This window comes from Bacillus sp. AFS001701 (assembly GCF_002559405.1).
Taxonomy (GTDB): Bacteria; Bacillota; Bacilli; order Bacillales; family Bacillaceae_G; genus Gottfriedia.
Window position 1 is genome coordinate 1 of record NZ_NTZO01000561.1, and the last position, 14,706, is coordinate 14,706.

The window sequence follows — 14,706 nt, forward strand, 5'->3', positions numbered from 1 at the left end:
ACTTTAAGGGGTGCAGCCTATTCACAGGTGTTTTTTTATTAATTACTCTCTATAATCTCTTTTAATTCAGACCAGCATGTAATACGCGGGATGTCCCATTCTCGATTATATGAAGTGTCTTTCACATATGCTTTTAAAGGTAATTCTGAGAGTGTGTTCAATATTTCTGGTTTATCATCAAAATAGTAATCTAAATCTAATTCTTTTATTATATGAATTTTTTCTGAATCCTTCATTCCACAATAAAATCGATCTTGATGAACTGGAAAGCCATTTTTTACTAACCATTCTTTTGTTCGTTCACCATATTCTTTATTTCTTGCTGTCACATAGTAAATTTTGTGTCCCTGTTTTTCTAATTCTTGTAATGTTTCAACAGCATATGGAAATGGAGGACAAGTAGTAAAATATGTCTCTTCTAGATTACTCTTCCACATTTTGCTTCCATCTTCTGCCGTTAAGCCAAAAGGTTCATGAATTTCAACTGTTTTTAATTCATTGTAAGCTTCTATAGGAATGTTTTTATTTAATTTTTTATTATAAATGTGAAAAGCATGCTGTCTTAGATCAATTAAAGTATCGTCTATATCGAATCCGAATTTCATTCTAAAAGTCCTTCCTCATGAAGTAGTATATTTTGGATAGCCTATGAATTTATAATCAGGACCAATTTTCGTTAACTCGATTTCTTCAAGTTCAATCGCTTGTCCCATTTTATCAAGCCCAGTACCTTCTAAAAATGTAGGTGCATTTTTTCCACCTATTAATTTAGGAGCTAAATAGACAATCACTTTATCAACTAAATTTTGATTCATAAAGGAAGCATTCACTTCTCCACCACCTTCCACTAATAAAGAAGAGATTGAATGTTCACCTAGAATTTTTAACATTTCGTTTAAATCAACTCGACTTAGATTACTCGTAACAAATACTTTTACACCTAAGTTTTCTAATTCAATTCTTTTTTGTTCAGAGTGTTTTTGACTTGTAAATATCCATGTTTCAGCTTGCTGATCGGTTACTACTTTTGATTCTAAAGGAATTTTTAAAGTTGAATCTAGAATCACTCGTACTGGATTACGTCCGTTTGGAATTCTAGTTGTTAATTCTGGATTATCTTTTAATACTGTATTAACACCTACTAATATAGCGCCAATTTCATTTCTTAATTGATGAACATCATTTCGAGCTTCTGCTGAAGTGATCCATTTACTATCAGAAGAATGGGTAGCAATCTTCCCATCTAATGTAGACGCTGATTTCATTACGACAAAAGGAATATTTTTAACAATATATTTGTTAAATACTTCATTCATTTTGATCGACTGCTTTTCACAGACTCCAATGATTACTTCAATTCCCGCATCTTGAAGAATTTTTACTCCTCTTCCTGCAACTAGCGGATTTGGGTCGAGTGTAGCAACAACAACTTTTTTCAAACCTGCACGTACAATTGCCTCTGCACAAGGACCAGTTCGTCCATGATGAGAGCATGGCTCAAGCGTTACATAAATTGTTCCACCTTCAGCTTTATCGCCTGCCATTCTAAGCGCATTAATTTCAGCATGAGGTTCACCGGCTTTTAGGTGAGCACCAATACCAACAATTCGATTATCATTTACAATTACAGATCCTACTAATGGGTTGGGGTCGGTTTGACCTTTCGTAGCTATGGCATTTTGAATAGCTAAATTCATATAAAATTCATGATTACTCACTTGTACGTCCTCCTTTAAAATGACCAGAACGAACAATTTTAGTCTCTAAATACTTTTCGTTATACTTTGATTTGTCTCCCCATAATTGAATTCTTCCAGATACATTAGCTCCAGATTTTTGAAGAGCATCCAATTTTCTTGGGTTGTTTGTAATTAAAGTAACCGGTTTTGAGCGAAGCGTTTTTAATACACGAATAGCATCTTCGTAGTTTCGAGCATCATCTACAAAACCAAGCTCTTCATTGGCCTCAACAGTATCAAATCCTTGCTCTTGGAGAACATATGCCATAGCTTTACTAAATAAACCGATTCCTCTTCCTTCATGATTTGCTAGATAAAATAGTGCACCTGATTCATTTGAAGAAATCATTTTCATTGCTTCTTTTAATTGGAATCCACAATCACAGCGTTTACTTCCAAAAATATCACCTGTATGACAAATACTATGCATTCGAATTAGTGCATCCTCTGAATTTTCAAAGTCACCATAAACTAATACGCTTGATTGTTGCATTTCTGCTAAATTTGATGAAGCTAATTTACTAATAATTTTTTCAGTGTTATATGATCCATCGCTACAAAAATCTCCTTCGATATCCTCACAACGTAGCCAACAATACCATTGAAAAAGGACTGTTTCTCCATCTAAATTTACTGGTAGTTTAATTGGTCCAACTAAATAAATTGATTTATCATTATTTTTTATTACATTAATTTTCTCTTTTAATAAAGAAACTACTTTTTCGTTGATCATGAGGCTTCCTCCTGTTTTCTAAAACGATTTCATATTGAAATAATATATCTCTGAATTTTTTACTTGTCCATTATTAAATTTTTAAAAGCATTATATAGTCACATCAAAATGATGTTTAAAAGTACTTTCCTGGGTTAGTTGTTGCTTTTGTAAGCTTTCAACTTCTCCTCGTCTAGCATATTCAAATTTCTTTAACACTATTGTACTAGTATCTTTGGTTCGAATAGCATTTTGAATGATTTCTGATAAAATATCTGCATCTTTCATTGCAATATTTACACCAAGCGCAGCAGTAGGACTCATCGTGTGTGCCGCATCACCCATTATAATTAAGCCGGCTTTTACCCACGTTTTACTATGGCTACTTTGAACATTTAATAATACAAAATCGTTCCAAGATTTAATATTTTCTTGAACAGTTTCAGTCAGTTCTGGAAATGCTTCGATGAGCTGATTTACAAAAGGATTAAAAGATTTACTTCTTAAGATCGGAAAAGAACCTTCATCTATATTCCATCCAATTTGAATAAACCCTCCTGCTTGAGTAAACAAAGCCAATTGTTGTTTATTTATCAATGTTAATCTAACTGTTGGATCCCAACTTGCAGGTCTAGGTACTTTAGCCCAAAGTAAATCGTATCCATGTTTTATAATATCCGTGTGTATATTTGCTAATTTACGGATCGTTGAGAATCGACCGTCGGCACCAACTATAATCGAACTATTGATTGTTATTTCAGTACCATTTTTTATTGCTTTAACACCAATATAGCGACCATTTTGATCTTCAATTAATTTAGACACACGTGTGCCCATCAAAAGCTTTAAATTTTCATATTTATTTGCTTCATTTAAAATAACATTTAATAAATGATTTTGTGGAACATGAATACCAACGTGTTTTGATCCTTGTGGTGGAAAAATTCTTTTTATTATTTTATTATGATTCCAATATTCAACACGATCCATTAGTAGTAGTCCGTATTCTTTAACTTTTTCATAAAGATGATGTTTTTTTAATATTTGTTCACCTTCAGAATTTAGATGCTCTCCCCTAAATTCTTTATCAATTCCACTATGTCGTTCCACAAGAACGGTCGAAATATTATTTTTTGCAAGCAAATATGCTAATAGTGCACCACCTGGTCCTGCACCTACAATACATACATCTGTATTCATATTCATGTTGTTTTGCCACCTATTTATAGACATTTATTATTTTTCTAAAAAAATTATTTAGTTACTTTATGTAAGTAAGTTTAATTTAGTAATAAACTTACGTCAAGTAATAAATTTATGTATCGTAATCTTGTTATTAATACAAATTTAGTTATAATATGGATATAGGTGAGGTGGTTTTAAATGGATTTTTCTTTATTATGCCCTCGATTTGAAAAAAGCGTAGAGTTAATTAGTAAACGTTGGGTAATTCTTATAATTTTTCAACTTCTTTCTGGATCACAACGATTTTGTACAATCGAATCAACTTTGCCAATTAGCGGGCGTGTCCTTTCAGAAAGATTAAAGGATTTAGAACAAGCAGGTATTGTAAAACGAGATGTATACCCAGAAACTCCAGTTCGAATCGAATATTCTTTGACAGAAAAAGGACTGGCTTTAGAACCAGTTATTAAGGAATTAATGAAATGGTCGCAAGATTGGACAACAATCGATTAAAAATGGTTTTTGTTTTTGCTTCGCCTTTTAATTATTTTTTAGAATTCAAATACGAATAAAGGGGATGTCTCATCTGTTGGAATTTTTACTATGAGACATCCCTTTTCTATTACAATAAAAAGGCTGCTTCAAAAGTACTCTGACTAATGAGACAGCCTTTATTCACTATTCTACAAATTTCTTACTCTACTAAAAACTTGCTTATTGAATTCCTAACTCGCTTTTAATGCAGCAAGTGTTTTACCTTTCGATTTCTTCACTGGTTTCGGTGCATCGTCTACAGCTGGATTTTGCATTAAGAAATTCTTTTCTACATAAGCGAAATCTTTTGCATCAACTGTACCGTCAAAATTGATATCAGCTGAGCGTTTGTTTTTTTTACAATTTCAATTGTCCGTTCAGTAGTGTTTTCTAATATGTTTAATTTTAATCTTTTAAGGCAACTGATCAATACTATCCAATCTTTTAAAAATCATTCTTGATTATTCGATTGTTCTTTTTCCTTCTTTCTTTTTAGGAAAAAAATTAAGCCAATGATCCCTACTAAAAGGAATAATCCGCCTCCGATATAATACCAATAATGATTATTTTTTATTTCAACTGCTTTATTATTCAAATCTGTTGCTTCTTTTCCAATTGTAAATAGCTCATCCCATTCCTATACTTGAGTTCGGATGATTGCTTTCATCTTTAATCGGTAAGTTCCGGGCTCAATTGGATTATTATTTAAATCGATTGCGTAATCAAAATTTGAATTAGGGGCCATATTCCCCCTTTAGAATAGAGACTTTATATCATTTTCACTATAAGACATTTAATAAAGTTTCATCTAATAGGTTCAAAATAATATAAAGCCCATTCCATTAATTGTTATTTTTCAAATTAACGACTATAAACCCGGTGCATCCGTTAATGTCCACGTAATAGTTGCTTCATGATTACCAATCGTTGCTGAGCTGCCGGTATCATCAAAGTGACATTATCATTTAATGCCCCATCATTCACTTCTGGATTTGGTCCAAGCCAACGTGTTACCCATGTACCATAACCATTACCTGAAGATGCTGAAACAACAGGTGAAGCTGTACTTCCGTCTGTATTTAAAGCAATTGTTTCAGTTGCTACTGGAGACCCACTTGTACTTAATGAAATAGCGGAACCATTTTTAAATGTAATGATTGCACCAGGTAGAGAATCCGCTGTTCCATTTGTAAATTTACTTGCTTTAGCAGTTACTGACCAACCTGCCCCTGTACCACGGCGATCTGACACTTGAATAAATGGCTTTTTAGATTTAGCAGAATAGACTTCTGTTATATTTGAAATCTCATTTACTCCGAAATCAACTGATGAAACATAATCTAATGTTAATGAACCAGCATTCCCTGTTGGCGGGTCTGTTGGATCAGTAGGACCTGATGGTTCTAATGGTTCAATTGGATTTGTAGGATCAACAGGTGTAACTGGACCTGTTCCAGCAACAAACGTTATGGATGATTTTGAGTTTCCTACAGATGATACCTCCGCAAAAGTTGAGTGCATCCGATTACTCTAACAAGCGCGACTTTTGTAAATTTCATTTCACTTTACTCCTTTAAAAAAAATTTTTTTGTTTCAACGTTGTCAATATATCGCTGTAGTAAAGTGATTCCCATGATGTTTTTTAACTTTGATTTAGGTAAAAATAATATCCTGTCTTCAATAAAAATTCACATTTAACTCTAAGAGTCGCATGAAAAGGTGTTTTTCAATAGATGAAATAAACTTTCACTGAATTAAGACGTAACATTAATAGCAATAATAGTAATAAATTGGACAAAATTTATGGAGATTTTGAATGGATAAATCAACAAAGCGGAAATTACAAATAATAGATATTTTAAGTAAAGAAGATAAATGGTTTAAAACAGAAGAATTAGCAAATGAGTTACTTTGTACTGAAAAAACAATCCGAAATGATTTACAGGCAATTAACACACACCTACCTAAAGGATGGCAAATTGAAACAATAAAAGGTAAAGGAATTTATATTAATAAACCAATTTCTTCATCAATTAATCAAATTCGTTCACTTTTCGTAAAAAATTCATTGAAATTTCAAGCTATTATGCTAATACAATTTACTCAAATTAAAAGTATTGCGGAATTAGCAAACGCGCTTTTTACACAGCAACCTGCTGTCTATTCAATTCTTGATCGAGTAGAGGAATTATTGGAGGCCTACCATTTGACTTTAAAACGTGGCCCGCTCGAAATCGTAGGAAGAGAATTTGAAATTCGGCTATTGTGTGGTGATATCCTAGATGCTTTATGCGCTTATTCGGATGATCAAGAATGGCCACTTGAAGCATTCTCATTTCAAGATATTAAAAAAATTGTACTGGACACAACTGAAAAGTTTAAATTATTCCTATATCCTTCTACTGCCAATAAGTACGTCTATCTACTTGGAACGATGTTATATAGAATCGATAAAAAAATGCAACTTGAAATAACTGAGCAATCGATAAACAAGATTTTAGAATCAAATTATTTTAAAATTGCTAATGAAATTTGTAATCATTTAGAAAATCGATATAAACATCATATTTCTATGAATGAACGTATTGCGTTTTCATTATTAATATCAACTCTTCCATATTATAGTTTTGACAACATGGAAAAAAACGAATTTCTTTATTTATATCAAAATCAAAAAACAAGTTATTTTAAGGAACTCTATCACTTAGTTGAACTATTAAAGAAAAAAACAGGTATATCGTTAGATGAAGACGAGGAGTTTCTTTACACATTACATGACCAATTCCAAAGATACTCGTTCATTTTATACTCAATCGATAAAAAAGAACCATCCTATTCAATGGACCGTTATGTTAAAAATCAGTATTCACACCTATATAAAAATGTATCAAAAGCCTTACAAATCTGGACGAAAAAATTTTCATACCCTGAAATTACTAGAGATAAAATTGCGAAAGTTGCATTAAATGTTCAAGCTTCTAAAATTAATTTCTCATCATCAAGAAAGAAGGTTTTATTATTAACAAGTAATGGGCCAGGAGTTCATCGTTATATTGAAACGAAATTGGTTACTGCTTTTGGTCATAAAATTGATTTTATTCTTCCTAAATTAGGTGAGTTTGAATCAACAATTATAAATGAACTAAACATCGAATTTATTATTTCTGATTTCTTGCTTGAAGGCGAAATCATTCACCCAGTCATAACAATTGAACCTGTTCTTACGCAAAGAGATATTGATCAAATTTCAAATTTCTTAAATTCAAACTCGACATAAAAAAAGTAAGGCAATAAACCTTACTTTTTTTGTATATTGACTATCTATTCTCCAAGTGTCGTTTAATAAACTGTGCAATCTCAGTATTCGCTTGTTTACTAATATTCGAAGCCTTGTCCATTAACTGAAAATCATGAAACATTCCTCTCCAAACTTTACATGTAACCTCTACGCCATTAGCATTTGCTTTTGCCGCATAAGCTAAAATATCATCGATTAACTCTTCCCTTGCGCCAACATGGATCAGCATTGGAGGTAAACCTTTTAAATCACCATAAAGTGGTGAGACTAAAGGATTTTTCCGATTATTATTACCTACGTATGTATCAACAATATTGATATCATTTCCATGATAACTTGCATGAATACTATCAAAATCTGAAGTGTATAATTGACTTTCTTTCATTAAGTCTGTCGCTGGAGAGATCCCTACAACAGCTGCTGGATGGTTTCCATTTGAAGCTTTTATTTTATTTAACAAAGCAAAGGTTAAATTACCACCCGCACTATCCCCAACGATAACAACTTTAGAATTGGAACTATAATTTTTTCCTAAATAATTATAAACTTTTTCAACATCAGTTAAAGCTGCTGGATATGGATTTTCAGGTGAAAGTCTATACTGTATCGTTAGTACCCTGTAACCTGTCTCTCTAGCTAGGATTGTTCCTAAATTCCTTGAAAATCTTAACCCACCTCTGGACCAACCTCCGCCGTGTACATAAAAAACAATCTTATCATCTGAAGATCCATCTGGAATTAACCATTCCACTTTTGTTCCTTCAATATTATCTCCCTTAATTTTAATATTCGAAGGAGTTGGGATTATTTGTTTTTCAATTTCGATTCGTTTTTGCTCTAATGATGCCGTTCTTCCTTCTTTTGCTTTTTTCATATTTAATGCTCTAAGAGCTTCCGAGACCTTGTCGGGTTTCTCATTTTGATAGATAAGGGAAGAATTACTTTCACTTTTCACAGTATTTTTTGAAGCTACTAAATAATTTCCGATTAACAAACAAGTCACTAGTGAAAGAAATAAAAAAGTTTTTTTCAAAATAGCTCCCTACTTTACTGGTATTTTTTGTCTTTTAATATTAAATTTTCCATTTTCTCATGAATTACTCGGAAATAAAAAAGGTGCACAGAACTTGTGCACCTTTTTGGCGTATAAACATTAAAAAGTAGGTAAATTACTTAAATTATTTGTAGGATCACCATCAGGATAAGAACGAAGTGTTTTATGCGGATTATCTCCACGAGTAAGACCTGTGTTCACATCTTCAATTTGTTCAAGTTCTGCCATCGCAATGGCTTGCTCAATCCCGACTATTTCACCATTTTGAAATTTTACATCTGTAATATCACCATCGCCATTTTTTCGTACTGCGACGATATGTAATTTATTTGGATCATCTTGATGTTCAGGATGTCCGATACCACGATTTTGAAACGACATACCAACACACCTCCATTTATTAGACACAAAAATAGTATGGCGAGATGAAAATATGTTTATCCTTCCAAATTATTACAAGATTAAATCTAAAAATAATTTTGTTAAACATTTCACAAAATATACACAGACAAATTCACACTAAAACTATACGATAGTTATGTAATCATTAATCCAAACACTTTTCGAAAGAAGGGAACAATATGACTACTGTTTTAGGAATGACAAGAGAAGGCAGATTAATTCACAAAATTGGTGATTGGTGATGGTTATTACCGATAAACAAAATTAAACAAAGATGAACTAAAAACATTAAATATACTTGTTGGTGAAGGTATGGCGACTGTCGTAAAAAAGGGGACCGGTTATGCGGCTCTTGTTAAATTGACTGAACAAGGCAAAATTATTAAACACGAATGTTAACTATCGTTGATTAGAATAAATCTACATCCATGAAAAGTCTTAATCGCTTAACCCCCCCCCCATTATTTACCCCTTTAATTAAAAGCTGACATATCTAAGCATACTTAAAGGGGTATTGTTTTAATGAGGCAACAATGTTTTTTGATACATTATTTGGTGAATCATTTGTTTATGCAAATGGCATAATAGAATTTATAAAGCTTGTTATTGACGCCTTTTATTCGCCTACTAAGCCATCACCATCTCGATCATCCATATATTTATAGAGCCATGAATCGCGCGTAATTGGCATTTTAAAGCCAGCAGCTTTGGCTTCAGCGATTGTAACACTTCCGTTATGATTGGTATCCACTTTACTAACATCTTCATTACTATTTTTCGTTTTGTTTGCAGGTACATTGTCTGTTTTCTTAGACGTACTGCTTGCATCTGTCGTTTTCCCTAAATTTTTGTTCACTTCATCTGGGTTTACATTGTCAAATTCATCTGTAATGGATCTACCCTGAATTTTGTATGTGAATTTATAATGGTTAGGAATTTGCGTCTTAGTATTTGGATATTGGATCACTGCTACGAAATCAGTGCAACCTCGTGCATCTCGAATCACTTTTTCCATATAAGCTTGATCACCGTGCCTATTAAGATTACTATTCTGAGGTGTAATGTTATATGCGTTTGATACTCCCCCAAGCGAGTCAGCAATCACATGTCCTTTATCCAAGGTCGGACTCTCTGTACCAGGAACATTTGCTTCATCAGCGTAATATCTACCTGATGACAAAATATGATCAGTATTTGGATTTTGAAGTGTTATCTTTTTCGCTTCAACACGAATTAGCTGACCGTATTCATTTGTATATGCCCAATATTCCCGTTCTCCAAATCCGACATCTACTTTGACATTCGGCTGTCTATCTCCTGACATATCCCCGCCGTTTACTACAATTAGGGTATATTTGCTGTAATCAAATCCGTCGGTTGTACTTGTTGACTTTGAAGTGCTAGATACCGGAACACTTTTGTTGGGTTCACTATCACTCGTTGGTTTTTCTGTGTCATCGGCAGATGTACTCTTATTTGTTTCAACAGTCTTAGAAGCCGTGCTCGCTTTCGATTGCACTTTATTTGACGAAGTCTGTTCAGTGATTTTTCCGCAACCCACAAATACTGATAGTAAAATCACAGTAAATAAAATCAAAAATATTCTTTTGTTCACACTCTGCACACCTTTCTCATGTTTCTACTCTAGAAAAATCATATTTAAACGATAACACATTTTGATCCTTTGTTGGAATATATCTATCGATGATATTGAATCCTTATGCAACTTTCCTACCAGTTAGCCATCCATGAATCCTCGGATTCACAACAGTGAATGGAAGTTTTTATTGCACTCCCATGGTAGTTGAATAAGAAAATCATCATCTACTTAAATAGAGCATAAAAAAACGCTATCTCTAATGAAGATAACGTTCTAGATTGATTTCAAATTTGTTCATTTAAAGCTTGTGCCAATCCGATAAAAAACTTTAATGACTCCGGATTAGCCATCGAACCTTGGTTGACTACTTTTTCAGGAGAAAAACCTAATAATATTTTACGTATTGGAACTTCTAACTTTTTTCCACTCAATGTTTTTGGAATTTGTTCAACTTCATAAATTTCATTAGGGACAAAACGCGGTGAAACCTTGTGTTTAATTTCTACTTTTATTTTTTCCTTTAATTCGTTTGTCAAAACAACCCCATGTTTAAGTACAACAAATAATGGCATAAATGACTGACGGCCTAGTAGTTCTAAATCGATTACTAAAGCTTCCATTATCTCATCAAGTGACTCAACAACTCGATAGATTTCGCTTGTACCTAGACGTACTCCATGTCTATTTATTGTTGAATCTGATCTCCCATAAATTACACAACTACCTTTTTCATCAATTTTAATCCAATCTCCATGTCTCCAAATACCTGGATAAACTTCAAAATAACTTTCAAGATAACGCTCATTATTCGAATCACCCCAGAAATAAAGCGGCATGGACGGCATAGGAGAAGCAATCACTAGTTCCCCCACCTCATTAATAACTGATTTTCCCTCATCATCAAATGATTGTACATGAGCACCTAATGAACGAGCTTGAATCTCTCCAGCATAAACAGGAAGAATCGGTGAACCTCCAACAAATGCTGTGCAAACATCAGTACCTCCACTAGTTGAAACAAGCCAGATGTCATCTCTTATATTTTCATATACCCAGGAAAATCCTTCGACTGATAGTGGGGATCCTGTTGAACAAATAGACTTTAATTTAGAAAAACTATGTCTATCTTTTAGCTTTATTGCGTGCTTCTCACACACACTTAAGAATCCTGCACTTGTACCAAAGAATGTTACACCTACTTCTTCTGCAAGGTCCCATAAAACATGTAGACTAGGATAAGTTGGGCTTCCATCAAACAATAAGATCGTACTGCCAGATAACAAGCCTCCAACTAATTGATTCCACATCATCCAGCCAGTAGTAGTAAACCAAAACATGACATCATCTTGATTTATTCCTTGTTCAACTACTAATGTCTTAAGTTGCTCAACTAATATTCCACCTTGACTTTGTACAATTGGTTTAGGCAAACCCGTTGTCCCCGAAGAAAATAAAATCCATAGGGGATGATCAAAAGGAACACTTTCAAAAGTAAGTTCACTGCTTCCCACTAATAATTCATTCCAAAAAACTGTTTCATTTTCCATTTTGGAATCATCAAAATTTACATATGGCACTAAAATTGTCTTCTTTAATGTAGGTAATTCAGACTGTAGCTCGTCAACGCTTGATAACCTATTTTGAACTTTTCCATTATAAGAATAACCATCCACCGCAAATAAAATAGTCGGTTCGATTTGTTTAAATCGGTCAATTACACTACTCGTTCCAAAGTCTGGTGAACAGCTAGACCAAATCGCTCCAATGCTTGCACAAGCTAAAAAGGCAATGATTGTTTCAGGGATATTAGGCATATATGCTACAACCCGATCCCCAGGTTTAACACCTAATTCTCTTAAAGAATTTGCGACCAAGCCTGTCTTTTCCTTAAGCTCTTTCCAACTTATTTCTGTTTTTGGAGTAATTTCCGATTGAAAAATTAATGCAGGTTGGTCTCCTTTATCATTTCGAAATACATGTTCTGCATAATTAATTTTAGAGCCGGTAAACCATTTTGCGCCCGGCATTTTTCGCTCTTCAAGAACATGATCGTATGGTGCATGGGAAATTACATTACAATATTTCCAAACGCTTTCCCAAAAGGACTCTAATTCATCGACAGACCATTTCCATAACTCACTTTGTGTATTGAAAAATAGATTTTTTTCATTTTCGAGCCAGTTCATAAAATGGCTAACTCCAGCATTTTCAATTTGCTGCCTAGTTGGTTCCCATAATAAAGCACCTTCAGTAATCGCTTTCATTATTACTCCTCCTAAATTAGCAATCTATTTATTTTAAGGACACAGTAACTGCGCATAACTCAAACCTTGAAAAATCCTTATAATCTTTCCATTATGTATTAGTAAAATCTTTTTTCTAAAAATACTTAATATTTAAAAATTAACTATTATACTATTACACACTAAATTTACTGTCAATATCGAAAATGAATCATCGTTCAATTGAAAGCACAGTTTAATTCCGTATATTTAACTATTAATATTTGAAATTAACCCAAAAAACTTCATACTATATCCTCATAGAGATAGTGTTGATATTTAATTTGATTGAATGTAATATATTAATTGATAATCCTGCAGGTTATTATTTCCAATTTTACCACTATTTACCATAAAAATGTTTTAGCTCGTATATACCCAGAGATATGGTCTGGGAGTCTCTACCTAATTCCCGTTAAGAATTAGACTACGAGGTAATTTTTACTTTATTAGTAAAAAAAGCTGAATTTATTAAAGGATAACTCTTTACCTTTGAATAGATCCCTTTAAATACTCTATTAATCTTAGACTATTTAAAAGTGTGCATTCTTCACCTATTTGAAGGACTTTATATACCTTTATAATTTCAACTTTTTTGCGAACCAAGATAAAGTAGGACTTATCTCTTTAGTGGAGAATACGTCCTACTTTATCTTGGTTTTTTTACGTCACTTAAATGTTTCTTTAATTAATGTTTATAGAAGGGGTTTATTGATATGTATAAGGCCATGTATCATACTTTTGACCACCTAAGACTATCTCACAAGCAAACGCAAGAGGCTAATATTGCGTTCTTACATGACTTTAATGCAGTTTTAGAATCCCCCCATTTAAAAAAATTAGCAAAAAAAACACAGTTAATTCCCAACTCAGAGCATTGCCATAATCGTTTGTCTCATACTATTGACGTATGTCATGTTTCAGGCTTAATCGTTGAACATCTTAACAATTATTTTCGAGAGAATAATATTACACCCATAAATAAAGATTTAGTAAAGGCTATTAGTCTAGCTCATGATATTGGCCATCCACCATTTGGGCATACCGGTGAACGAGTGCTAGATGAAATGATGAAACAAATGGGTGGATTTGAATCGAATGCACAGAGCGTTAAAATTTTAGTTAATAGTTCGGATGATTTTAAATACAGAACCCTTACAGCCTTAATGAAATACAAAACTAAAATTCCTTTAATAAGAGATGAATATAACGGTTTAATCAAAGGCTATTACGAGTATATGACAGACTATTTAGAACCATTATTTTTGACATATCAAGAAAATGTCATAGAGCAATCAATCGTAGACATCGCAGATACGTTATCTTATGCCCTATCAGATCTAAAGGATTTAATTCTATTTTATGGAGAAAATAGATTTGCTCAATTACTTAACAGATATTTTACTGAAGGCGCAATGCTAGAGGAGTCATTGCTTTTTTTCCCTGAAATTAGAAGATCTGAATTACTTTATTTCATTCCAAAGATTATGGAAGACATTAAAAATAATATACTTGGGGAGATTTTACAAAATTACCGTAAGTTCATATCGGAACCACTACAATCTATTATTCATGATTTTATAGATTCATTAGTGATCAAGATAAACTATGCACAACCAATGTATAGTAAATTGAATCTTCCAATAGAAAATGAACTAAAACTTTTTCTATTAAATCAAATTACAAAGAAATGTTTCTTAGAAAGAAAAGTTAATAGAGAAATAGATAAAAAGATTACTCATAATATACAGCTCACCTACGATTATCTTTTTAACTTAAATAGTGAGGATTCTTTGCTAAATATAGATAAAGAAGTCTTACATAAATTAATCAATATCTCTAACCATATTGAACGTTCACGTTTTGTTTGTGACGTAATTTGTCATTTAAATGATATGGA

Annotated in this window: 14 protein-coding genes, 1 pseudogene and 1 riboswitch; of the genes and pseudogenes, 3 read left to right on the top strand and 12 right to left on the bottom strand. The window is 32.7% G+C overall.

The window, feature by feature from the left end; translation table 11 throughout:
- Positions 1 to 38 precede the first annotated feature (38 nt).
- The 4 genes from CN514_RS22830 to CN514_RS22845 all read right to left on the bottom strand — a co-directional run bounded on the left by CN514_RS22830 (position 39) and on the right by CN514_RS22845 (position 3,657).
- The gene (locus tag CN514_RS22830) at positions 39 to 605 is read right to left on the bottom strand and encodes a 5' nucleotidase, NT5C type (RefSeq protein ID WP_098234536.1); all 567 of its coding nucleotides are present in this window, start codon (positions 603 to 605) and stop codon (positions 39 to 41) included.
- A 15-nt stretch (positions 606 to 620) separates the two neighbouring features.
- Entirely contained in the window at positions 621 to 1,718 is a 1,098-nt protein-coding gene (ribD, locus tag CN514_RS22835; protein ID WP_098234537.1) for a bifunctional diaminohydroxyphosphoribosylaminopyrimidine deaminase/5-amino-6-(5-phosphoribosylamino)uracil reductase RibD, read from the bottom strand.
- Positions 1,711 to 2,472: a GTP cyclohydrolase II gene (locus CN514_RS22840; RefSeq protein WP_098234538.1), complete on the bottom strand. Its 762-nt coding sequence runs from the start codon at positions 2,470 to 2,472 to the stop codon at positions 1,711 to 1,713. The genes ribD and CN514_RS22840 overlap by 8 nt, the downstream gene beginning before the upstream one ends.
- Before the next feature lie 90 nt (positions 2,473 to 2,562).
- Entirely contained in the window at positions 2,563 to 3,657 is a 1,095-nt protein-coding gene (locus CN514_RS22845; RefSeq protein WP_098234539.1) for an FAD-dependent monooxygenase, read from the bottom strand.
- A gap of 177 nt (positions 3,658 to 3,834) precedes the next feature.
- Between CN514_RS22845 and CN514_RS22850 the strand changes: the two genes are divergently transcribed.
- Positions 3,835 to 4,149, top strand: coding sequence for a winged helix-turn-helix transcriptional regulator (locus CN514_RS22850; RefSeq protein ID WP_098234540.1), 315 nt, complete (start codon positions 3,835 to 3,837; stop codon positions 4,147 to 4,149).
- A 212-nt stretch (positions 4,150 to 4,361) separates the two neighbouring features.
- On the opposite strand, the pseudogene CN514_RS26945 reads toward CN514_RS22850, so the two are convergent.
- The 4 genes and pseudogenes from CN514_RS26945 to CN514_RS22865 form a co-directional block, all read right to left on the bottom strand.
- Positions 4,362 to 4,514 (bottom strand): annotated as a pseudogene (locus CN514_RS26945) (hypothetical protein); the annotation flags it as partial.
- Positions 4,515 to 4,621: 107 nt separating this feature from the next.
- Positions 4,622 to 4,765, bottom strand: coding sequence for a GGIII-like transmembrane region-containing protein (locus CN514_RS22855; protein WP_176526041.1), 144 nt, complete (start codon positions 4,763 to 4,765; stop codon positions 4,622 to 4,624).
- Between the two features lie 42 nt (positions 4,766 to 4,807).
- Positions 4,808 to 4,915, bottom strand: a complete 108-nt coding sequence (locus tag CN514_RS22860; protein WP_098234542.1) for a WxL protein host-binding domain-containing protein — start codon at positions 4,913 to 4,915, stop codon at positions 4,808 to 4,810.
- A gap of 143 nt (positions 4,916 to 5,058) precedes the next feature.
- Positions 5,059 to 5,691, bottom strand: coding sequence for a WxL domain-containing protein (locus CN514_RS22865; RefSeq protein WP_286141802.1), 633 nt, complete (start codon positions 5,689 to 5,691; stop codon positions 5,059 to 5,061).
- 295 nt (positions 5,692 to 5,986) lie between these two features.
- Here CN514_RS22865 and CN514_RS22870 point away from each other — a divergent pair, with 295 nt between their 5' ends.
- Complete coding sequence (locus CN514_RS22870; protein WP_098234543.1) at positions 5,987 to 7,447, top strand: BglG family transcription antiterminator; 1,461 nt, start codon at positions 5,987 to 5,989, stop codon at positions 7,445 to 7,447.
- Between the two features lie 40 nt (positions 7,448 to 7,487).
- Here CN514_RS22870 and CN514_RS22875 read toward each other — a convergent pair whose 3' ends face one another.
- The 4 genes from CN514_RS22875 to CN514_RS22890 form a co-directional block, all read right to left on the bottom strand.
- Positions 7,488 to 8,501, bottom strand: a complete 1,014-nt coding sequence (locus CN514_RS22875) for an alpha/beta hydrolase (protein ID WP_098234544.1) — start codon at positions 8,499 to 8,501, stop codon at positions 7,488 to 7,490.
- A 120-nt stretch (positions 8,502 to 8,621) separates the two neighbouring features.
- Positions 8,622 to 8,903 carry a DUF3892 domain-containing protein gene (locus tag CN514_RS22880; RefSeq protein WP_069032911.1) on the bottom strand — a complete coding sequence of 94 codons (282 nt, stop codon included), beginning with the start codon at positions 8,901 to 8,903 and terminating at the stop codon, positions 8,622 to 8,624.
- A gap of 637 nt (positions 8,904 to 9,540) precedes the next feature.
- Entirely contained in the window at positions 9,541 to 10,539 is a 999-nt protein-coding gene (locus CN514_RS22885; RefSeq protein WP_098234545.1) for a DNA/RNA non-specific endonuclease, read from the bottom strand.
- A 269-nt stretch (positions 10,540 to 10,808) separates the two neighbouring features.
- Positions 10,809 to 12,788, bottom strand: a complete 1,980-nt coding sequence (locus CN514_RS22890; RefSeq protein WP_098234546.1) for an acetoacetate--CoA ligase — start codon at positions 12,786 to 12,788, stop codon at positions 10,809 to 10,811.
- A 366-nt stretch (positions 12,789 to 13,154) separates the two neighbouring features.
- Positions 13,155 to 13,256, top strand: a riboswitch (purine riboswitch).
- Positions 13,257 to 13,522: 266 nt separating this feature from the next.
- Between CN514_RS22890 and CN514_RS22895 the strand changes: the two genes are divergently transcribed.
- Positions 13,523 to 14,706, top strand: a 1,184-nt coding sequence (locus tag CN514_RS22895) for an HD domain-containing protein (protein ID WP_141529497.1), incomplete at its 3' end; no start/stop codon positions are given.

Coding starts and splice junctions, on each gene's coding strand:
- CN514_RS22860 (WP_098234542.1), bottom strand. CDS start 4,915: ATGGCCCCTAATTCAAATTTTGATTACGCAATCGATTTAAATAATAAT.
- CN514_RS22830 (WP_098234536.1), bottom strand. CDS start 605: ATGAAATTCGGATTCGATATAGACGATACTTTAATTGATCTAAGACAG.
- CN514_RS22850 (WP_098234540.1), top strand. CDS start 3,835: ATGGATTTTTCTTTATTATGCCCTCGATTTGAAAAAAGCGTAGAGTTA.
- CN514_RS22890 (WP_098234546.1), bottom strand. CDS start 12,788: ATGAAAGCGATTACTGAAGGTGCTTTATTATGGGAACCAACTAGGCAG.
- CN514_RS22880 (WP_069032911.1), bottom strand. CDS start 8,903: ATGTCGTTTCAAAATCGTGGTATCGGACATCCTGAACATCAAGATGAT.
- CN514_RS22845 (WP_098234539.1), bottom strand. CDS start 3,657: ATGAATATGAATACAGATGTATGTATTGTAGGTGCAGGACCAGGTGGT.
- CN514_RS22870 (WP_098234543.1), top strand. CDS start 5,987: ATGGATAAATCAACAAAGCGGAAATTACAAATAATAGATATTTTAAGT.
- CN514_RS22840 (WP_098234538.1), bottom strand. CDS start 2,472: ATGATCAACGAAAAAGTAGTTTCTTTATTAAAAGAGAAAATTAATGTA.
- CN514_RS22865 (WP_286141802.1), bottom strand. CDS start 5,691: ATGCACTCAACTTTTGCGGAGGTATCATCTGTAGGAAACTCAAAATCA.